Below are 20265 nucleotides of genomic sequence, written 5' to 3' on the forward strand. Positions count from 1 at the left end.
GGCTGCGGCTCAGGGACGACTGTCGGACGGCGCTGGCGGAATGGACGACGCGAAGGAGGGGGACCGCGATGCGATGGCGACGGCACCGCGGCCTTTCCGCGCGGCCGTCGACGCGTTGCGGACCGCCCGGCTGCGACCGGAGCTCGAAATGGAACCGACGCGCCCGCCACAGCGCCTCGCCCCGTACGCGTACGCCCTGGAGGCCGCGGTCGTCGACGGTGACGAGGACCTGGCCGACGGCCGCCTCGTCCTGCTGCACGACCCGGCCGGTCACGACGCCTGGCACGGCACGTTCCGCCTGGTGACGTTGGTGCGCGCGGAGCTGGAACCGGAGATGGCCACCGATCCGTTGCTCCCCGACGTGTGCTGGTCCTGGCTGACCGGCGCGCTGACGTCCCGCGGCCTCGGCTACGGCGAGGCCAGCGGCACGGTCACGCGCGCCGGCTCGCACTACTTCGGCGGCCTGGCCGACCGTCCCGCCGCCTCCCAGATCGAGATCCGGGCGTCCTGGACCCCTCGCGAGGGGCTCGGCGGCGTCCCGGACACCGCCTCCCACCTCGCCGCGTGGTGCGAGCTGCTGTGCCAGGTCGCCGGCCTGCCCCCGGCGGGCCCGGGCGACGGATCGGTGGTCACCCTGCCCCAGCGCAGAGGCCCGCAGCCCCGCTGAGACCCAACCACCGAGCAATCACCAAGCACCAAGCACGAAGGGCGGGCGCCCCAGGCGCCCGCCCTTTCACATGCCCACGCTCCGCACCCGCGCCCCGCAAACCGCGCCCCGCGCCCCGCGCGCCCCCGCACCGCCCACGACGTTTTGTCGATTCGACCACTTTCGTGCGCGTAACGACTCGGATCGACCCGGTTCGACCTCCGCGTGATCGACCGTGCGTCCGAATTGCACAGATTGTTACTCACTAAATCGTGATCTTTCTCTAAAGGCGGACGGGTTTGGTGCCGAAGACGTCTGTGACCTTGGTTCCGTCCCTTCCCCAGGAGGCCTGGTGTCCGTTCTCCTCGAGCAGCCCGCAAGCCTGGTCGCCTACCGCCCGAACAAGCCGACCGCCATGGTGGTCGTGGCGGACCCCCGGGTCCGCTCCACCGTCACCCGTCACCTCTGGGCGCTCGGAGTGCGCGATGTCATCGAGGCGTCGTCCATCGCGGAGGCCCGTCCCCGTATCGGCAACCCGCGCGACATCTGCGTCGCCGACGTCCACCTGCCGGACGGCTCCGGCCTCACCCTGCTGTCGGAGACCCGCGCCGCGGGCTGGCCCAACGGCCTCGCCCTCTCCGCCGCCGACGACATCGGCGCCGTACGCAACGCCCTGGCGGGCGGTGTGAAGGGCTACGTCGTCACCGGTACGCGCACCAACGTCGGGCTCCCCACCCGGCCCGGTGCCGCTCCCATCGGTGCCGCCGCCGCGCGGATGCACCGCCGCCCCCCGGGTGCCCCGAGCCACCCGGGCGGCTACCGCGAACTGTCCGGCCGTGAGGTCGAGGTCCTGCGACTGGTCGCGGAAGGCCAGTCCAACAAGGCCATCGGCGTCTCCATGGGCCTGTCCGCACTGACCGTCAAGAGCCACCTCGCCCGGATCGCCCGCAAGCTCGGCACGGGCGACCGCGCGGGAATGGTCGCCGTGGCACTGCGCACCGGGATCATCCACTGACCACCGGATCGCCCATTGCCCACCACCCCACCGACTCCACCGACCCCGACGACCCCACCGCCCGCCGCCCACCGCGGCACAGTCGGCCGCAGACCGCGGCTCTCCCCACGCACACCAGGATCATCAACTGACACGTGACTTGTTTACGCCCTTGAAGCGCCCGTGGACGGAACGTTACGTCGGCGGGCGCTGTGCATGCCCGGATACCCTTGACAGGTGACCGACGCCCAAGAGACCGCAGCAGACAGTCCACTGCGAACCACCGGAGGCGCCCCTCCGGACGACGGCGGCTCTGGCGGCGCCGGCGGCCTTGTCGACAAGACGCCGATCCCCCTGCTCGAGCCCCAGGAGGGCATCCCGCCCGTCATCGCCGACGAGGCCTCGCTCGCCGAGATGATCTCCGCCTTCGCGGCGGGCAGCGGCCCCGTGGCCGTGGACGCCGAGCGAGCCTCCGGCTACCGCTACGGCCAGCGCGCCTATCTGGTGCAGCTGCGCCGCGAGGGCGCCGGCACCGCGCTGATCGACCCGGTCGCCTGCCCCGATCTCACCGGCCTGGGCTCGGAGATCTCCGGTGTGGAGTGGGTCCTGCACGCGGCCACCCAGGACCTGCCCTGCCTCCGCGAAATAGGCATGGTCCCCTCCCGCCTCTTCGACACCGAGCTCGCCGGCCGGCTCGCCGGATTCCCGCGGGTCGGCCTCGGCGCGATGGTCGAAGGGGTGCTGGGCTATGTACTCGAGAAGGGACACTCCGCGGTCGACTGGTCGACCCGGCCCCTGCCCGAGCCCTGGCTGCGCTACGCCGCTCTCGACGTCGAGCTGCTGGTCGACCTGCGGGACGCCCTGGAGAAGGAGTTGGACCGCCAGGGCAAGCTGGAGTGGGCCCGGCAGGAGTTCGAGGCGATCGCGTCGGCGCCGCCGGCGGAGCCGCGCAAGGACCCTTGGCGCCGCACCTCCGGCATGCACAAGGTGCGCCGACGTCGGCAGATGGCCGTGGTGCGCGAACTGTGGGAGACCCGGGACAAGATCGCGCGACGCCGTGACATCTCCCCCGGCAAGGTGATCGGGGACGCGGCGATCGTCGAAGCCGCGCTGGCCATGCCGGCCAATGTGCACGCGCTGGCCGGGCTGAACGGCTTCGGGCACCGCATGGGCCGTCGCCAGCTGGAGCAGTGGCAGGCGGCCGTGGACCGCGCGAAGGCGCTGCCGGACACCGAGCTGCCGCAGCCCGGCCAGCCGGTGGCCGGCCCCCCGCCGCCGCGGGCGTGGGCGGACAAGGACCCGGCTGCCGCGGCCCGTCTCTCGGCCGCGCGCGCGGCGGTCTCGGCGCTCGCCGAGGCCCTGGCGATGCCGCAGGAGAACCTGATCGCGCCGGACACCGTGCGCCGTGTGTGCTGGGAGCCGCCCGCGACACCCGACGCCGAGTCGGTGGGCGCCACCCTGGCCGGACTCGGGGCCAGGCCGTGGCAGGTCGAGCAGGTCACACCGGTACTGGTGAAAGCACTCCAGACCAGGGCACCGGGGGTCTGACCGCACTGGCTGGGGTTCGGGGGCACCGACGACCGACGCCCCTTGCAGCGGGAGATGCCGAATCGAAGAGCCGAACCGGGGAAGCCGAACCACCGGACAAGCCGAGTCGGAGAAGGTGAACCGAAGAAGCCGTTTCGAGAAAGCGGCGAAATCGCGCCAAGATCCGTGCCCCTGAGCGAGCCGGATGGGCCCGGACCTCGTGCCGGACCGGCGGAGGAGTACCTGCCCGTCCGGCGACTCCCGTCCGTCCGGCGATCCCGTCCGTCCGGCCATCGAGGACGAGGCCGTTCAGGCCGGTACGGGAGCCGGAGGCCGAGGCCGGAACGGGACGAGCGGGCACAAGCCCGCCGAACGGGTGGTCTTCCGGCACCTTGCCCCTGCTCAGCGATGTGACCTTCAACGCTCCAGTCGAGAGGACTGGGCAGCATGGTTACCCACAAGTAGCATGGGGAGGTGAGCGCGCGCTCAGGCGCGTACGCAGCAGCCGTCCCGCATCTGGAGGAGAGCCATCGTGCCTCGTACCGTCAGGGACGTCGTCTTCGTCGACGGCGTCCGCACCCCGTTCGGCAAGGCGGGCCCGAAGGGCATCTACCACGAGACCCGCGCCGACGACCTCGTCGTGAAGGCCATCCGGGAGCTGCTGCGCCGCAACCCCGGTCTCGACCCGAAGAAGATCGACGAGGTCGCCATCGCCGCGACCACGCAGATCGGCGACCAGGGCCTGACCATCGGCCGCACCGCGGGCATCCTGTCGGGTCTGCCGCAGTCCGTGCCCGGCTACTCGATCGACCGCATGTGCGCCGGCGCGCTCACCGCCGTAACCACCACCGCGGGCTCCATCGCGTTCGGCGCGTACGACGCCGTCATCGCCGGTGGTGTCGAGCACATGGGCCGTCACCCCATGGGTGAGGGCGTGGACCCGAACCCGCGGTTCGTCTCCGAGAAGCTGGTCGACGAGTCGGCCCTGTTCATGGGCATGACCGCGGAGAACCTGCACGACCGCTACCCGCACATCACCAAGCAGCGCGCCGACGAATACGCCGTGCGCTCGCAGGAGAAGGCCGCCAAGGCGTACGCCAACGGCAAGATCCAGCAGGACCTGGTGCCGATCTCGGTGCGCCGGACGAACCCCGAGGGGGGCGAGACGGGCTGGGGCCTGGTCACCGCCGACGAGCCGATGCGTCCGGGGACGACCCTGGAGAACCTGGCGGGCCTCAAGACGCCGTTCCGCGTCCACGGCCGGGTCACCGCCGGTAACGCGGCCGGTCTCAACGACGGCGCCACGGCCTCGATCATCGCCTCCGAGGAGTTCGCCCGCGAGAACGGCCTCCCGGTCAAGATGCGCCTGGTCTCCTACGCCTTCGCGGGCGTCGAGCCGGAGGTCATGGGCTACGGCCCGATCCCGGCGACGGAGAAGGCGCTCGCCAAGGCGGGCCTGTCCATCGAGGACATCAACCTCTTCGAGATCAACGAGGCCTTCGCCGTCCAGGTCTTGGCGTTCCTCGACCACTACGGCATCGCGGACGACGACGAGCGCGTCAACCAGTACGGCGGCGCGATCGCCTTCGGTCACCCGCTGGCATCCTCGGGTGTCCGTCTGATGACGCAGCTGGCCCGCCAGTTCGAGGAGCAGCCGCAGGTCCGCTACGGCCTGACCACCATGTGCGTCGGCTTCGGCATGGGCGCGACGGTCATCTGGGAGAACCCGAACTTCGAGGGGGACAAGTGAGCACCACAACCGAGTTGCTCAAGGGTGCGGCCGAGCTGTTCCCCGACGAGGTCGTGACGCAGGCGCACGTACGCCACCTCGACCTCCCCGCCGGCGCGGGCACGTTCGCGCTGATCACGCTGGACAACGGCCTGGACCACACCAAGCCGACCACCTTCGGCCCGGCCTCGCTGGCGAACCTCAACACCGCCCTCGACCAGGTCGAGAAGGAGGCCGCGGCCGGCGAGATCGTCGGTGTCGGCATCACCGGCAAGCCGTTCATCTTCGCGGTCGGCGCCGACCTCAAGGGCGTCGAACTGCTGAAGGAGCACGAGCACGCGCTCGCCATCGGGAAGGGCGGCCACGAGGTCTTCAAGCGCCTCGCCTCGCTCGCGGTGCCCACCTTCGCGTACTACAACGGCGCGGCTATGGGCGGCGGCGTCGAGGTCGGTCTGCACTGCTCGTACCGGACGGTGTCCAAGGCGATCCCGGCCTTCTCGCTCCCCGAGGTCTTCCTGGGCCTGGTCCCGGGCTGGGGCGGCTGCACCCTGCTGCCGAACCTGATCGGTGCCGACAAGGCCATCTCGGTGATCATCGAGAACTCGCTCAACCAGAACAAGCAGCTCAAGGGCGAGCAGGTCTACGACCTCGGCATCGCCGACGCCATCTTTGAGGGCGCCGACTTCCTGGAGCAGTCGCTGGTGTGGACGGCGTCCGTCCTCAAGGGCGACATCGGGGTCGAGCGCCCGGTGATCGACCGCGGGGACGCCTGGGACCAGGCCGTCGCCAAGGGCCGCTTCATCGCGGACAGCAAGGTGCACGGCGCGGCCCCGGCCGCCTACCGCGCCCTCGACATCATCGCCGCCGCCAAGAACGGCGACCTGCAGCAGGGCTACGACGCCGAGGACGTCGCCCTCGCCGACCTGATCATGGGCGGTGAACTGCGCGCCGGTATCTACGCGTTCAACCTGGTGCAGAAGCGCGGGAAGCGTCCGGCGGGTGCGCCGGACAAGAACCTGGCGCGTCCCGTCACCAAGGTCGGTGTCGTCGGCGCCGGTCTGATGGCCTCCCAGCTGGCGCTGCTCTTCCTGCGCCGCCTCGAGGTCCCCGTCGTCCTCACGGACATCGACCAGGAGCGTGTCGACAAGGGTGTGGGCTACGTCCACGCCGAGATCGACAAGCTGCTGCTCAAGGGCCGTATCAACCAGGACAAGTCCAACCGCCTCAAGGCGCTGGTGACGGGTGTCCTGGACAAGGCCGAGGGCTTCGCCGACGCGGACTTCGTCATCGAGGCCGTGTTCGAGGAGATCGGCGTCAAGCAGCAGGTGTTCGCGGAGGTCGAGGCGGTCGCCCCGGCACACGCGATCCTCGCCACCAACACGTCCTCCCTCTCGGTGACGGAGATGGCGTCGAAGCTGAAGAACCCCGAGCGGGTCGTCGGCTTCCACTTCTTCAACCCGGTGGCGATCCTCCCGCTGCTGGAGATCGTGCGCGGCGAGCAGACGGACGACGCCTCGCTGGCCACGGCCTTCGCAGTGGCCAAGAAGCTGAAGAAGACCGCGGTACTGGTGAAGGACGCCCCGGCGTTCGTCGTGAACCGCATCCTGACCCGCTTCATGGGCGAGATCCAGAACGTCATCGACGAGGGCACGCCGGTCGAGGTCGCCGAGAAGGCGGTCGAGCCGCTGGGTCTGCCGATGTCGCCGCTGGTGCTGCTCGAGCTGGTCGGCCCTGCCATCGGCCTGCACGTCTCCGAGACGCTGCACGGCGCCTTCCCGGACCGCTTCAAGGTCTCCCCCAACCTCAAGGCGGTCGTCGAGGCGGGCAAGCGCGGCTTCTACGTCTATGACTCCGGGAAGCCGGAGCTGGACCCGGAGGTCGCGGCGCTGCTGAAGCAGGGCGACAGCGTCCTGACCGAGGAGCAGGTGCGGGCACGGGTGCTGGACGCGGTGGCGCAGGAGATCGGGCTCATGCTCGACGAGGGTGTCGTCGCCGAGGCCGAGGACGTCGACCTCTGTCTGATCACGGGCGCCGGCTGGCCCTTCCACCTGGGCGGCATCACGCCCTACCTGGACCGTGAGGGTGTCAGCGAGCGGGTCAACGGCAAGCGGTTCCTGGAGCCGGGGGTCGCGAGCGTCCCGGCGTAACCGCCTTTCGTTTCGGGAAGTACGCTGCCCGGCACACCTACGGGGTGTGCCGGGCAGCGGCATGACGACGGCGGCCACGGCGGTGGATCCGGTGCGCCGCGAAGCGTCAACTGTGGCCTGCGCTACCGGAGTTGTCAGCTCCGCGCAACGTCCCTCACGATACGGCCATGACAGCTTCCGGCCGTAGACGGCAGTCGAGTCCCTGTCCCGCCGACGCACCGTACCGTCGATGAGCACGCCGTCCAACGAGGAGGAGTACCTCCTGGCGATCGCCGCCGACCCGGAGAACGACGAACTGCGACGGTCGTTCGCCACGTACCTGCGTCCCTACGAACCAGAGCTCTCGGAGTTCGTCCGGACACAGGTGGACAGGGTCAGCCGGCAGCGCGCCCAGGGAGAGATCGACACCTCCCAAGCAACGCCCGAGGAACGCCGGTTGCTGACCCGGCACGCGCAGACCTGGTCGCAGTGGGTCGACCGGTTCACCACGGAGCCGGGCATTCCGGGTCCGCGTCTGATGTTCCACCGGGGCCTCGTGGCCCATCTGACCATGGACGCCGACCTCTTCGTCGAACGCGGTGGGCTCCTGCTGCACACCACTGTGGTCCGGCACATCGACTTCACCCTGCCGCGCCCCGGCTCGCTATCCCGGCTGCTGCGGTGCGAGCATCTGGCCGGCCTGGACTCGATCGGGTTTCCGGGGGCAGGCCTGGACGACGACGCTGTGGCGGAACTCGCGGGCAGTCCGCTGCTGACGGACTGCCTGCATCTGGACCTGACCGGCAACCGGCTCGGCGCGCGGGCGTTCGAGGCCATCGCGGCATCTCCCCATCTGAAGAACCTGCTGGTCGTCCAGCGGGATCCGCATCCTGAGCCGGCGTGCGCGTGGCACCCCGGCGAGCGCTCGGTGATACGGGCGGTCGCGGGAGGCGTGACCGCCCATGTGCAGCCCATGAGCGCCGACGGACACACCTTGGAAGACGCCTACGGCCATGTGCCGTGGCTGCATCTGCGCAACCTGGTCTCGCGTTTCGACGCCCGCTGGTACGCCGAGCGCGGCAAACTCCCGGTGGGGGTGTCCGGCGTGGTCCGCGTACCGGACACGGTGACGGCGGTGTTCCGGGACGCGCTGCGGGAACACGCACGGCACTCGGACCTGCTGCCGCAGTCACTCGAGGTCGGCCGCGTCTACCGGGTGGACGACCCGGTAGACCTGCACGGACAGGACCTGCGCGTGCTGGTCGGGATCGGGGCGGACGGACGGCTGCATCTGGACTACGTCGTGCTGCCGGACGACCTCACCTACCACGGGCGCATCCATGCCGACGGCCGCCACGAGAGCCTGGAGACCTACGAGGGCCAGCACGGGCGCACGGTGCCGGCCACCGCCGAGGACGCCGAGCGGGAGCGGATCCGGATCGCGGACCACAACCGCCGGGTGGCGGCGCTGCTCCGCCGCAAGGGCTTCGAGGACGAGCCCGGCGTCGCACGGAGGCCGGCTCCGCCCACGGCCGCCAACCCGACGGCCGCGCTGGCCGCCAACACCCCACGCTGTGTGGGATGCCGCCGCCCCGTGCTGGAACTGACCGGGCAGTTCACCCGCTTCGACTCGTACCTGTCGACCGGGGACGGGGGCCGTCCGGAGACCGCGGGGACCTGGCACCTGTCCTGCCTGGACAGATCCGACGTGGGCGATTCCTGGCGCGAGCCCAGGCTCCGCAGCCTCGGGATGCGCGGCTACCGCACGCTGGCGGAGGCCGGCGGGTGGACGGTCATGGACCGGGACGTCGGCTCCGGACAGGCGGGGGGAGAGCGGCTCGCCGTCTCACCCCGTGGCGCCCTGCTGCCGCTGGCGTTCCCCTCGGCAGGACGGCGGGAGACCGAGGGCGGCGTGGCCTGTGCCACCGAGGTGCGGGAATACGGTCTCCAGCTCAACTCCCGGGGCATGGCGCCGATCCACGAGGCCCTGGCCGCCACCGGCTCGTACCCGCTGCTCCAACTCGCCGAACTGCTGGGCATCCGCGACCGGCTGACCCGTCCCGATCTGCTGGTCCACGCGGCTTTGCGGTTCGACCGGGATCTCGCGCTGGAATGGTTCCCGTACTTCGTCCTTGCCCGGGTCTACCACCACGTCTTCGTGGACCGGGAGTTGATCCCGTTCCTCACCGACCCGCCACTCCTCTGACCCGCCCTGGAGGGGAGCTCGGTCGTCGCGGACGCCATGAAACGTGTGGAAGGAGGCCCGGCAGCGGGTAACCCTCTGCTACGTGTCGTCGAACGTCGTTGCGCATCCGCCTGTGCTGTATCCCTCCGACCACGCGGCAAGAGGAGAAGACGATGCACGAACACCCTGACGGTGTCCCGGCACAGCCCGATCCGCAGCCGCAGTCCCAGCCCGAGCCCCAGCCGCAGCCCCAGCCCCAGCCCGAGGCGCAGCTTCAGCCCGCGCCGCAGTCACAGCTCCCTTCCCCGCCCCCCTCGCAGCCGACCGCCTACCCCTACCCCAGTCCTCAGTCGCCGGCCGGGTACGGCACCCACGCCGGGCCAGTGCCGACACAGCACAATCCGTACGCCCCTCCGCCGGGCGCCTTCCCGCCTCCCGCGCCGCCGTCCGCCGGGAGTGGACCCGCCGGGCGTGCCGTCCTGTGGGCGGCGCTGGGCGCGGTGGTCGCCTCCGCTGGCTGGGCGGGCGGAGTCTTCCTCCTCGGCGGGGATCCCGAGGCGGATCTGCGCGGCTACGAGTCCAAGGCCAACCTCTGCTCCTCGGTCGACTACTCGTCCGTCAAGAGCGAATACCCGGAGGAGGACGGCTCTCCCGTCCACAACTCCCTGGAGCACGAGGCCCTGGACCAGAGCTACTGCAGCATCTCCCTGAAGGCGTCCTCCGCCTCCTCCTACGCCGACGCGTACTTCTCGGTGCAGGTGGACCTCCACAAGAGGACCGACCCCGCTCCCGAGTTCACGGCCTTGTGGTCCGAGTACGACCAGCGCTACGACGACTACGACGTCGACGAGCTCAGCGGCTTCGGTGACGAGGCCTATCTCGTCACCGAGGACACCACGACCGGTTCCGGCACGAGCGGCAGCCGGGCGGTCACCCTCGCGGTGCGGGACGGCTGGATGACCTACCAGATGAGCTGGAGCGCCTACTCCTCCTCCTACGACGAGGAGGACGTGCCCGAGGTGAACGAGGTCGCCCGCTGGCTCAAGGCCGACACCGAGTCGACACTGGAGAAGCTCAAGTCCGACTGAGTCCGTCGACGGCGCCCGACGGACCACACGCCCGGGCTCCGCGGGCCCCGCCCGATACTCCGCCGGCCGGCTCGGGCCCCCGGCCCCGCCGATACACCACCGACCCGCTCGGATCCCCCGGCACCGCCCGTGCTCACGCGCCCCGCTCGGATCCACCGACCCCGCCCGATGCTCCACCGACCCGCTGGGATCCCCCCGGCACCGCCCGTGCTCACGCGCCCCGCTCGGATCCACCGACCCCGCCCGATGCTCCACCGACCCGCTCGGATCCCCCGCCCCCGCCCGTGCTCACGCGCCCCGCTCGGATCCACCGACCCCGCACGATGCACCACCGACCCGCTCGGATCCCCCGCCCCCGCCTGTGCTCACGCGCCGCGCTCATGCTCACCGGCCCCGCGCGACGCTCACCGAGATCGCCAGGGCCACCGGCCGCGCTCGTGCTCCGCTAGTGCCCCGGCAGGCAACGTTTGCCCGTCAAGGAGCGGCGTCATGGGGGTCCCCCTGCTCATGGGGGTCCCCCGCTCGAGCGCAGCCGAGAATGGGGGAGAAGTCGAGAGCTTGGGGGAGCGTGCTCTGGGGGTACCCCCTGCTCGAAAAGCTTGGGGAGTGCCGGCCGGAAGTCCTCGTGCTGGATGTACTTGGGCTTTCGGCCGGTGCGGCGAGTGGGGGTGCCCCCTGCTCGAAGAGCTTGGGGGAGTGCCGGGCGTCGCGACGGGGCGAACGTTGGCTGTCGGGGCCACTAGTCGCGCTCGATCCGCCGCCAGGCCTCCAGCGCCAGACCCGGTTCGTCCTTGCGTCGCGTGAGGTACAACTCGCCGTCGGCGGACATGGTCGCGGCCACCACCCTGCCCTGGGCGTCCTCGGTCAGTGCCACCCGGGTGTCCTGCGGGAGCTGCGGGCCCGACTCCGTCCACCAGGCCCCGGCCGACTCCTGCTCCGTGGGGTAGGCCGCGAACGCCACCCGGCCGCCGGTCGAGCGCTGGGCCAGCAGGGTGCAGTCCTGGTCGTCCAGGAGACAGCGGACGGCCGACACGGGGCCGGGACCGGCCGCCGCCAGCAGCGGCACCGGATCGCTGCCGGGCCGCCAGGCGCACAGCATGTCCGCCTGGTCGGTGAAGAAGAGGGTGACGTGCTCCTCGGAGGTGGCCAGGGCGCGCAGTGTCCCCGGCCGCACGCCCACCTTCAGCGGCTCGTCGTCGAGCGCGGGGATGTGCCCGGGACCGGCCTGCGTCCAGCGCAGGATCCCGTTCGGGGTGGCCGCGAAGAGCTCCACGCGCCCCGACTCCCGGGTCACCGCCGCGAGCTCGCCCTCCACGTCGCGGCCCTTGAGGTCCCGCCAGGGCCCCCAGCCGCCGCGTTCCTTCTGGCCGCGCATGGACACCCCGCCGCCCATGTTGCGTACGAAGACGTGGGCGCGCCCCTCGGCGTCCACGGTGACGGCGGGTACGCCGGTCCGGTCGCCCGTGCGGTTGGGGTGGCCGAGCGGGTTCCAGTCGAGCGACGCTAGGTGGCCACGGAAGTGCGTGGAGTGCACGAGACCGGACTCACCGGGCACGGTGGGGCGCCAGGAGACCAGATGCGCGTATCCGTCGGTGCCCCGGCCGACCGCCAGCACCGGGTGCAGCCGCTGGTCGCCGCCCACGCGGCGGGGTGGCAGCAAGGGTCCGCCGGGGTGCTTCTCCGCACGGCACACGGCCGCGTCACCCAGCGGGGAGTACGCGCTCAGTCGGCCGTCCCGACCGCGTATGAGCCAGTTGCCGTTCACCGCCGAGGGCTGGGCGGAAGTCGTCGTAGATGGAGCCATTGGCACCGGACCACTTTAATCGGCGGCCCCTGGAGGTACTCGGCCAGTACCGTCCTCGTGCGACCCCGAACCTCATGGAAGCGTGAACCCCCATGGATGCTCCGCTGCTGCTCATCGTCGACGCCGCCAATGTCGTGGGCTCGGTTCCCGACGGCTGGTGGCGCGACCGCCGCGGCGCGGCCGAGCGGCTCCGCGACCGGCTGGTGGCGGTCGCGGAGGAGGGGCTCGCGGACCGTCCCGGGCCGGTGGAGGTCGTGCTGGTGGTGGAGGGCGCGGCGCGGGACGTGGAGTCGGTTCCCGGCGTACGGGTCGAGCGGGCTCCCGGCACCGGGGACGACCGCATCGTGGAACTGGCCCGGGAGTTCGCCGACCGGTACCGACTGGTGGTCACGGCGGACCGCGAGCTGCGGCACCGGGTGGGCGAGTTGGGCGCGGAGGTGACGGGGCCGCGTACGGTACGGCAGGGCTGAGCGCCGCCCGGGGTTGCTTCGCCCCCTCCGCCCCTGCCCGTCCCTCCCCCAAGCTCTCGACTTCGCTCGAGCAGGGGGACCCCATCTCGGGAACCCCAATCTCGGGAACCCCCATCGCGGGGATCCCATCCCGGGGATCCCATCCCGGGGATCCCATCCCGGGGATCCCATCCCGGGGATCCCATCCCGGGGATCCCATCCCGAGGGCTGCCGCCCCCGGCCTCCCGCATCGGCCTTGCGGCCTTCTCCTCAAATGACGGACGGGCTGAAAGCTCAGCGAGCGGTGTCCGCAGGAGCCGCTTTCTCCCGCTGGAGGCGACTGTGCTGTCGCCCGTAGAGGAAGTAGACGAAGAAGCCGACCACCATCCAGCCCGCGAAGCGCAGCCAGGTCTCCGTGGGCAGGTTCAGCATCAGCCACAGCGAGGCCAGCACCGACAGGATCGGCACGAACGGCACCAGCGGGGTGCGGAAGGCGCGGGGCAGGTCGGGGCGGGTGCGGCGGAGGATGATCACGCTGATCGCGACGACGATGAACGCGAAGAGCGTGCCGATGTTCACCAGTTCGGCGAGTTCGCTGAGGCTGGTGAAGCCGGCGAGGATCGCGATGATCACGCCCAGCAGGATGGTCGGCCGGTGCGGGGTCTTGAAGCGGGGGTGGACCACGGAGAAGAACCGGGGCAGCAGTCCGTCACGGCTCATGGCGAAGAAGACCCGGGTCTGGCCGAGCAGGAGGATCATGCAGACGGTGGTGAGTCCGACGGCGGCGCCGAAGCTGATGACACCGGCGAAGAAGGGGTGTCCGGTGGACTTGAAGGCGTCGGCGAGTGGGGCGTCGACGGACAGCCTGCTGTAGTGCTGCATACCGGTGACGACGATCGAGACCAGCACGTAGAGCATGGTGCAGATGAGCAGGGAGCCGAGGATGCCGCGCGGCATGTCCCGCTGCGGGTTCCTGGTCTCCTCGGCGGCGGTGGCGACGATGTCGAAGCCGATGAAGGCGAAGAAGACCACGGACGCGGCGGTGAAAATGCCCAGCACCCCGAAGTTGGAGGGTGCCCAGCCGAAAATCACCTGGATGAGCGGCGCCTGGAGGTTGCTGCCCGCCTCCACCGTCTGGGTCTTGGGGATGAACGGGTCGTAGTTGGCGCCCTTGACGAGGAAGGCGCCCGCGATGATCACGATCAGGACGACGGTCACCTTGATGGCGACGACGAGTTGGGTGACCCGGGCGGACAGCTTCATCCCGAGCACGAGGATGCCGGTGAGCACCAGCACCAGCGCGGCGGCGAGGATGTCGAAACCGAAGCCCTCGGCCCCTTCGCGTCCGGCCAGCGCCTCGGGCATCTGCCAGCCCGCGTTGTCCATCAGCGAGCGGATATAGCCAGACCAGCCGACGGCGACCACCGCGGTGCCCAGGGCGAACTCCAGCACCAGGTCCCAGCCGATGATCCAGGCGGGCAGTTCGCCCAGCGAGGCGTACGAGAAGGTGTACGCGGATCCGGCGACCGGAACCGTGGAGGCGAACTCGGCATAGCAGAGCGCGGCGAGCGCGCAGGCGACGCCGGCGGCGACGAAGGCCAGGGAGACCGCGGGTCCGGCGGTCTCCTTGGCGACCTTGCCGGTCAGCACGAAGATGCCGGTGCCGATGATGACACCGACGCCGAAGACCGTCAGGTCCAGGGCGGACAGCGACTTCCTGAGCGCGTGCTCCGGTTCCTCGGTGTCTCTGATCGACTGCTCGACGCTTTTGGTCCGGAAGAGTGTGCTGCTCACGGGCGTACCTCCACGCCAGTCGTCCTCGACATGATCGAGAGGGTTCAGGCATCGCCTGCCCGGACAACGGGAAGTTCACGCCATTGGGCCGGTTTCGCCACCGTAAAGGGTGGCGAAACCTGCCCAAGAGGTGCCTGGAGGTGCGTCAGTCGCGTGCGGGCTCCACCGAGTCCGCGCCGCTGCGGGCGGCGGGGGTCGCGTCGGAGGCCGGCAGCTGCGTCGGGGCGTGCCCGTCGAGTTTTGCGACGAGCCCGGTGACCTGGCGGGCGATGTCGGGCGCGGTCAGCCCGATCTCCGCCAGGACCTCGGCCCGGGAGGCGTGGTCGAGGAAGCGCGGCGGGATGCCGAAGTCGCGCAGCGGGACGTCCACCCCGGCGTCGCGCAGGGCCTGTGCGATCGTCGAACCGACACCGCCGACGCGGGAGTTGTCCTCCACGGTGACGACGACGCGGTGCTGCTCGGCGAGCGGGGCGAGGGCCTCGTCGACGGGCTTGACCCAGCGCGGGTCGACGACCGTGGTGGAGATGCCCTGCTTGTCGAGGAGATCGGCGATCTCCAGGCACATGGGTGCGAGGGCACCGACGGAGACCAGCAGCACGTCCGGGGCGTCGGTGCCCGCCTCGCGCAGCACGTCCATCCCGCCGATCCGGCCCACGGCGGGCACGGCCGGGCCGACGGCGCCCTTGGAGAAGCGGACGACGGTCGGCACGTCGGTGACCTCGACGGCCTCGCGCAGCTGGGCGCGTACCTGGTCGGCGTCGCGCGGTGCCGCGAGCCTGAGGCCCGGGACGACCTGGAGGATCGACATGTCCCACATGCCGTTGTGGGAGGCACCGTCGGTGCCGGTGATGCCGGCCCGGTCGAGCACGAAGGTGACACCGCACTTGTGCAGGGCCACGTCCATCAGGACCTGGTCGAAGGCGCGGTTGAGGAAGGTCGCGTAGACGGCGAAGACGGGGTGCAGTCCGCCGGTGGCGAGGCCCGCCGCGGAGACCGCGCCGTGCTGCTCGGCGATGCCGACGTCGAAGACCCGCTCGGGGAACGTCTTGGCGAACTTGTCCAGGCCGACCGGCTGGAGCATGGCCGCGGTGATGGCGACGATGTCCTCGCGCTCGCGGCCGAGCTTGACCATCTCCTCGCCGAAGACGGAGGTCCAGTCGGCGCCGGAGGACGCGATGGGCAGGCCCGTGTCGGGGTGGATCTTGCCGACGGCGTGGAACCGGTCGGCCTCGTCCTGGAGGGCGGGCTGGTAGCCGCGGCCCTTCTCGGTGAGGCAGTGCACGATGACGGGGCCGCCGAAGCGTTTGGCGCGGGCGAGCGCGGACTCCAGTGCCTCGATGTCGTGTCCGTCGATGGGGCCGACGTACTTCAGGCCCAGGTCCTCGAACATGCCCTGCGGGGCGATGAAGTCCTTCAGGCCCTTCTTGGCGCCGTGCAGGGTCTCGTAGAGCGGCCGGCCGACGACCGGGGTGCGCTCCAGGATGTCCTTGCCGCGGGCCAGGAAACGCTCGTAGCCGTCGGTGGTGCGCAGGGTGGCGAGGTGGTTGGCGAGGCCGCCGATCGTGGGGGCGTAGGAGCGCTCGTTGTCGTTGACGACGATGACCAGCGGGCGGTCCTTGGCGTCGGCGATGTTGTTGAGCGCCTCCCAGGCCATGCCGCCCGTGAGGGCCCCGTCACCGATGACCGCGACGACGTGGTCGTCGCGGTCCAGGAGCTGGTTGGCCTTCGCGAGGCCGTCGGCCCAGCCGAGGACCGTGGAGGCGTGGCTGTTCTCGATGACGTCGTGCTCGGACTCGGCCTGCGAGGGGTAGCCCGACAGACCGCCCTTCATCTTGAGTTTGGAGAAGTCCTGGCGGCCGGTCAGCAGCTTGTGGACGTAGGACTGGTGACCCGTGTCCCACAGCACCTTGTCCTTGGGCGAGTCGAAGACCCGGTGCAACGCGATGGTGAGCTCGACCACACCGAGGTTGGGGCCGAGGTGGCCGCCTGTCTTGGAGACCGCTTCGACGAGAAAGGTCCGGATCTCGCCGGCCAGCTTCTGAAGCTGCTCCGGACTGAGCCGGTCCAGATCGCGCGGTCCCGTGATGCGGGTCAGCAGCGGCACCCGTGCCTCCTTGCGATAGAGCTGTTCGAGCTTGACGGGTCTGTCGAGTCTAATGTTCCGCTGTGCGCCACCGTTCCCGGGCAGCCGGTACGAGGTCACGCGATCGGACGTACTACCCAGCCGGAGCTGTTCCATGACATGCCTGTGCCCGGCACCTTGCGGATACCGGGCACAGGCGCCCCTCAAGGGCGCGGGGCTGTGACATTGCGCGGCTCGCCGCGTGGGCACGACCAGCCACGACGAACCCTCAGCCGGCGAGCGACCCCTGGGGCCGGGCTCAGGCGAAGACGGCTAGGCCCGGCCCGCGGTCTTCTGCGTCCTCCGGGTGATCGCGTCGATCACGACAGTGGCGAGCAGCACACCACCGGTGATCATGTACTGAACCGGCGAGGCGATACCTTCCAGCGCGAGCCCGTACTGGATGGACACGATCACCAGCACGCCCAGCAGCGCGTTCCACGTACGCCCGCGACCGCCGAACAGCGAGGTACCACCGATCACCGCGGCGGCGATCGCGTTCATCAGCAGGTCACCACCACCGGCACCCTGGTTGGCCGAAGCGATCTTCGAGGCGATGAAGAGACCACCGATCGCGGCGAACGTACCCGCGATCGCGAAGACGGAGATCCGCACCATCTCGACGTTGATGCCCGCGCGCCGCGAGGCCTCCACGCTGCCGCCGAGCGCGAAGATCTTCCGGCCGTAGGACGTGCGGCGCAGGACGAAGTCCGTGAGCAGCAGCACCGCGATGAAGATCACCACGGCCAGCGGCAGGCCCTTGTACTGGTTGTAGACGGCCGCGACGGCGAAGGCGACGATCGCCAGCAGCACGGTGCGCAGGATGGTGTCACTCAGCGGCTGGGACGGCACACCGGCGGCCTCGCGGCGTCGGTTGCCGAGGAAGGAGCTGAGGAAGAAGCCCGCGGTGACCACGGTCGCGAGACCGTAGGCGGCGGCCACGTCGGTGAAGTAGTAGCTGGTCAGCTTGGCGACGAGGCCTTCGCTGTCCAGGTTGATGGTGCCGTTCTCGCCGAGGATCTGGAGCATGAAGCCGTTCCAGAACAGCAGTCCGGCGAGGGTGACGGCGAAGGCGGGGACACCGATCTTCGCGAAGACGAAGCCGTGGATCGCGCCGGCCGCCGTACCCGTGAGGATGGCCAGCACGAAGGCCGTCCATTCGCTCATGCCGTTCGTGACGTTGAGCACGGCGAAGGTCGCGCCCGCGACACCGCTGACGGAACCCACCGACAGGTCGATCTCACCGAGCAGCAGCACGAACACGATGCCCACGGCGATCATTCCGGTGCCGACCATGGCCACGGAGATGTCGGACAGGTTGCCCGCGGTGAGGAAGTTGGAGTTCAGGCTCTGGAAGATCACCCAGATGACGACCAGGCCGAGGACGACCGGGATGGAGCCGAGGTCGCCCGCCTTCAGCTTGCGCTTGAACTCGGTGAGGTAGCCCGCGAAGCCCTGTTCGCGCACCAGCAGCCGGGGGTCGACGGCGACGTCGGAACCGGCGGCCGCCTCGGGGTTCTCCACGACGTGCGCGTCGGCCGTCGTCGTGGTCTTGTCGATGCTCACTTCTGGATCTCCCCAGTGGTGCGCGCCGCACGACGGGTCACGGCGTTGTCCGTGGCACCCGTGATGGCGGAGATGATCTCTTCCTGCGAGGTCGACTTGACCTCGAAGACGCCGTTGTTGCGGCCGAGGCGCAGTACGGCGACCTTGTCGGCAACGGCCTTAACATCGGCCATGTTGTGGCTGATGAGGATCACGGCGTGACCGCGTTCGCGCAGCCGCTCCACCAGGTCGAGGACCTGCGCCGTCTGTTCCACACCGAGCGCCGCGGTGGGCTCGTCGAGGATGACCAGCTTGGGTTCGCCGAGCATGGAGCGGGCGATCGCCACGGTCTGGCGCTGACCGCCGGAGAGGGAGGCGATCGGGATCCGGACACTGGGGATGCGGATCGACAGCGTCTGCAGCAGCTCGCGGGAGCGGCGTTCCATCTCCACCTCGTCCAGGACACCGCGCTTGCGGATCTCCCGGCCCAGGTAGAGGTTGCCGACGACGTCGATGTTGTCGCACAGCGCGAGGTCCTGGTAGACGGTCGCGATGCCCAGGTTCTGGGCGTCGTGCGGCTTGTTGATCTGGACGGACTTGCCGTCCCACACGATGACGCCCTCATCGATGGGGTGCACGCCGGCGATCGTCTTCACCAGCGTGGACTTTCCGGCGCCGTTGTCGCCGACCAGGGCGACCACTTCACCGGCGTGGACCTCGAGCTCTACGTCGGTGAGCGCCTGGACGGCACCGAACCGCTTGGAGACCCCGCGCAACGCCAGGACAGGCGTAGCGGACACGTCAATCATCTCCTTCGCCGCCTGACCCGGCGGAAGGTAGTGCAGCAATATTTGGGGTGTTGTTCCGTCCGGCGCCCCGCGCGAGCTTGCGGGGCTGTTGAGTGGCGGGGCGCCGGAGGAGCTTTTTCGTACGCACGGTTCGCACCCTTCACGCCTTCAGCACGGTGCGAAGATGCGCGCGTACGCGACTGCGCGGGTACGCGCGTCAGCACATACACGCGACATACATGCGTCCCGTACGGGAATTCACGGGCGGACAATTGCGCTCGGTGTGAATTCCCGTACTGCGTAAGGGACTTACTTGAGGCCGATCTTGTCGCAGTCGGCCTTGTACTTGGCCGTGCAGATCTCGGCGACCGTGTAGATGCCGTCCTTGATGACCGTGTCGTTGATGTTGTCCTTGGTCAGCGAGACAACCGGGATGATGGAGGACTTGACGCCCTTGGTGGTCGGGCTGTCGACCGAGTCCTTGGCGATGGAGTCGAGCTTCTCGCCCTTGGCGAGCGCCACGGCCATCTCCGCGGCGGTCTCGGCCTCCTGCGGGTACGGCTTGTAGACGCTCATGTACTGCTCACCGGCGACGATGCGCTGCACGCCCGCGAGTTCGGCGTCCTGGCCGGTGACCGGGACGGAGATGCCGGCCGCCTTCAGGGCGGTGATGATGCCGCCCGCCATGCCGTCATTGGCGGAGTAGACGCCGATGATCTCGTTCTTGCCGAGGGCGGAGATGGCGCCCTCCATGTTGGCGTTGGCGTTCTCCGGCTTCCACTCCCTGGTGTCGTACTCCTTGCCGATGTTCACCTTGCCGTCGAGGACGGAGTGGGCGCCCTTCTTGAAGAGGGCGGCGTTCGGGTCGGTCACCGACCCGTTCATCATGACGATCTCGCCGTCCTTGGCCTTGGAGCCCAGGGCCTTGAGCAGGGCCTCACCCTGGACCCGGCCGACCTCTTCGTTGTCGAAGGAGGTGTAGGCGTCGATCGGGCCCTCGGCCAGGCGGTCGTAGGCGACGACGGGGATGCCCGCGTCCTTGGCCTTCTTCACCGAGCCGGCGATGGCCTTGGAGTCCACCGCGTCCACGATCAGCACGTCGACCTTGTTGGTGATCATCGTGTCGACCTGCTGGTTCTGGGTGCTGGCGTCCTGCTTGGCGTTGGCGTAGACGACCTCGCCCTTGTTGTTCGTGAGCTCCTTGACCTTCTTCTCGATCAAGGGCTGGTCGAACTTCTCGTAACGCGCGGTCTGGTTCTCCGGAAGGAGCAGACCGACCTTGATCGCGTCCCCCTTGGCGGCGGTGCCCGTGGAGTCGCTGTCGTTGCCCGACTCCTTCGCGCTGCCACAGGCGGCCAGCGAAACAGCCATCGCACCGGCGGCAACCGCGACGGCGGCACGACGCATACGCGTGTTCACTTCAGAAACCTCCCTGACGAGGCCGCGTCGTTGCGGCCGAGGTGACTGG

14 protein-coding genes are annotated in these 20265 nt (G+C 70.0%); 8 read left to right on the forward strand and 6 right to left on the reverse strand.

Going from position 1 to position 20265, the window contains the following annotated elements; translation table 11 throughout:
* The first annotated feature begins 40 nt into the window (after positions 1–40).
* The 7 genes from EF387_RS02475 to EF387_RS02505 all read left to right on the forward strand — a co-directional run bounded on the left by EF387_RS02475 (position 41) and on the right by EF387_RS02505 (position 10295).
* Positions 41–667 carry a DUF3000 domain-containing protein gene (locus tag EF387_RS02475; RefSeq protein WP_202918132.1) on the forward strand — a complete coding sequence of 209 codons (627 nt, stop codon included), beginning with the start codon at positions 41–43 and terminating at the stop codon, positions 665–667.
* Positions 668–998: 331 nt separating this feature from the next.
* Positions 999–1661, forward strand: a complete 663-nt coding sequence (locus EF387_RS02480; RefSeq protein ID WP_128374800.1) for a response regulator transcription factor — start codon at positions 999–1001, stop codon at positions 1659–1661.
* A 216-nt stretch (positions 1662–1877) separates the two neighbouring features.
* Complete coding sequence (locus EF387_RS02485; protein WP_128374801.1) at positions 1878–3188, forward strand: ribonuclease D; 1311 nt, start codon at positions 1878–1880, stop codon at positions 3186–3188.
* 511 nt (positions 3189–3699) lie between these two features.
* Positions 3700–4917: a thiolase family protein gene (locus tag EF387_RS02490; protein ID WP_128374802.1), complete on the forward strand. Its 1218-nt coding sequence runs from the start codon at positions 3700–3702 to the stop codon at positions 4915–4917.
* Complete coding sequence (locus tag EF387_RS02495) at positions 4914–7043, forward strand: 3-hydroxyacyl-CoA dehydrogenase NAD-binding domain-containing protein (RefSeq protein ID WP_128374803.1); 2130 nt, start codon at positions 4914–4916, stop codon at positions 7041–7043. Before EF387_RS02490 ends, EF387_RS02495 begins: the two co-directional genes overlap by 4 nt.
* A 229-nt stretch (positions 7044–7272) precedes the next feature.
* Positions 7273–9228 (forward strand): hypothetical protein, encoded by a 1956-nt coding sequence (locus tag EF387_RS02500; RefSeq protein ID WP_128374804.1) that lies wholly within the window; start codon positions 7273–7275, stop codon positions 9226–9228.
* A 152-nt stretch (positions 9229–9380) separates the two neighbouring features.
* On the forward strand, positions 9381–10295 hold the full coding sequence (locus tag EF387_RS02505) for a hypothetical protein (protein WP_128374805.1): 915 nt from the start codon (positions 9381–9383) through the stop codon (positions 10293–10295).
* A gap of 739 nt (positions 10296–11034) precedes the next feature.
* Here the strand turns inward: EF387_RS02505 and EF387_RS02510 are convergent.
* A complete protein-coding gene (locus tag EF387_RS02510) occupies positions 11035–12060 on the reverse strand; it encodes a PLL family lectin (protein WP_128374806.1) in 1026 nt (341 codons plus the stop codon).
* A 131-nt stretch (positions 12061–12191) separates the two neighbouring features.
* Here EF387_RS02510 and EF387_RS02515 point away from each other — a divergent pair, with 131 nt between their 5' ends.
* Positions 12192–12569: a PIN domain-containing protein gene (locus tag EF387_RS02515; protein ID WP_128374807.1), complete on the forward strand. Its 378-nt coding sequence runs from the start codon at positions 12192–12194 to the stop codon at positions 12567–12569.
* A 273-nt stretch (positions 12570–12842) separates the two neighbouring features.
* Here the strand turns inward: EF387_RS02515 and EF387_RS02520 are convergent, their stop codons facing one another.
* The 5 genes from EF387_RS02520 to EF387_RS02540 all read right to left on the reverse strand — a co-directional run bounded on the left by EF387_RS02520 (position 12843) and on the right by EF387_RS02540 (position 20204).
* Positions 12843–14342 (reverse strand): amino acid permease, encoded by a 1500-nt coding sequence (locus EF387_RS02520; protein ID WP_128374808.1) that lies wholly within the window; start codon positions 14340–14342, stop codon positions 12843–12845.
* 145 nt (positions 14343–14487) lie between these two features.
* A complete protein-coding gene (dxs, locus tag EF387_RS02525; protein ID WP_128374982.1) occupies positions 14488–16446 on the reverse strand; it encodes a 1-deoxy-D-xylulose-5-phosphate synthase in 1959 nt (652 codons plus the stop codon).
* Positions 16447–16737: 291 nt separating this feature from the next.
* Positions 16738–18030 carry a sugar ABC transporter permease gene (locus EF387_RS02530; protein WP_128374809.1) on the reverse strand — a complete coding sequence of 431 codons (1293 nt, stop codon included), beginning with the start codon at positions 18028–18030 and terminating at the stop codon, positions 16738–16740.
* Positions 18027–18818, reverse strand: coding sequence for an ATP-binding cassette domain-containing protein (locus tag EF387_RS02535; protein ID WP_128374810.1), 792 nt, complete (start codon positions 18816–18818; stop codon positions 18027–18029). The genes EF387_RS02530 and EF387_RS02535 overlap by 4 nt, the downstream gene beginning before the upstream one ends.
* 288 nt (positions 18819–19106) lie before the next feature.
* Complete coding sequence (locus EF387_RS02540) at positions 19107–20204, reverse strand: ABC transporter substrate-binding protein (RefSeq protein ID WP_162467073.1); 1098 nt, start codon at positions 20202–20204, stop codon at positions 19107–19109.
* Positions 20205–20265: the final 61 nt, after the last annotated feature.

The organism is Streptomyces cavernae, assembly GCF_004023625.1.
In the GTDB taxonomy this organism is placed as follows: Bacteria; Actinomycetota; Actinomycetes; order Streptomycetales; family Streptomycetaceae; genus Streptomyces; species Streptomyces cavernae.

Coding starts and splice junctions, on each gene's coding strand:
- EF387_RS02475 (WP_202918132.1), top strand. CDS start 41: ATGGACGACGCGAAGGAGGGGGACCGCGATGCGATGGCGACGGCACCG.
- EF387_RS02500 (WP_128374804.1), top strand. CDS start 7,273: ATGAGCACGCCGTCCAACGAGGAGGAGTACCTCCTGGCGATCGCCGCC.
- EF387_RS02505 (WP_128374805.1), top strand. CDS start 9,381: ATGCACGAACACCCTGACGGTGTCCCGGCACAGCCCGATCCGCAGCCG.
- EF387_RS02515 (WP_128374807.1), top strand. CDS start 12,192: ATGGATGCTCCGCTGCTGCTCATCGTCGACGCCGCCAATGTCGTGGGC.
- EF387_RS02535 (WP_128374810.1), bottom strand. CDS start 18,818: ATGATTGACGTGTCCGCTACGCCTGTCCTGGCGTTGCGCGGGGTCTCC.
- EF387_RS02540 (WP_162467073.1), bottom strand. CDS start 20,204: ATGCGTCGTGCCGCCGTCGCGGTTGCCGCCGGTGCGATGGCTGTTTCG.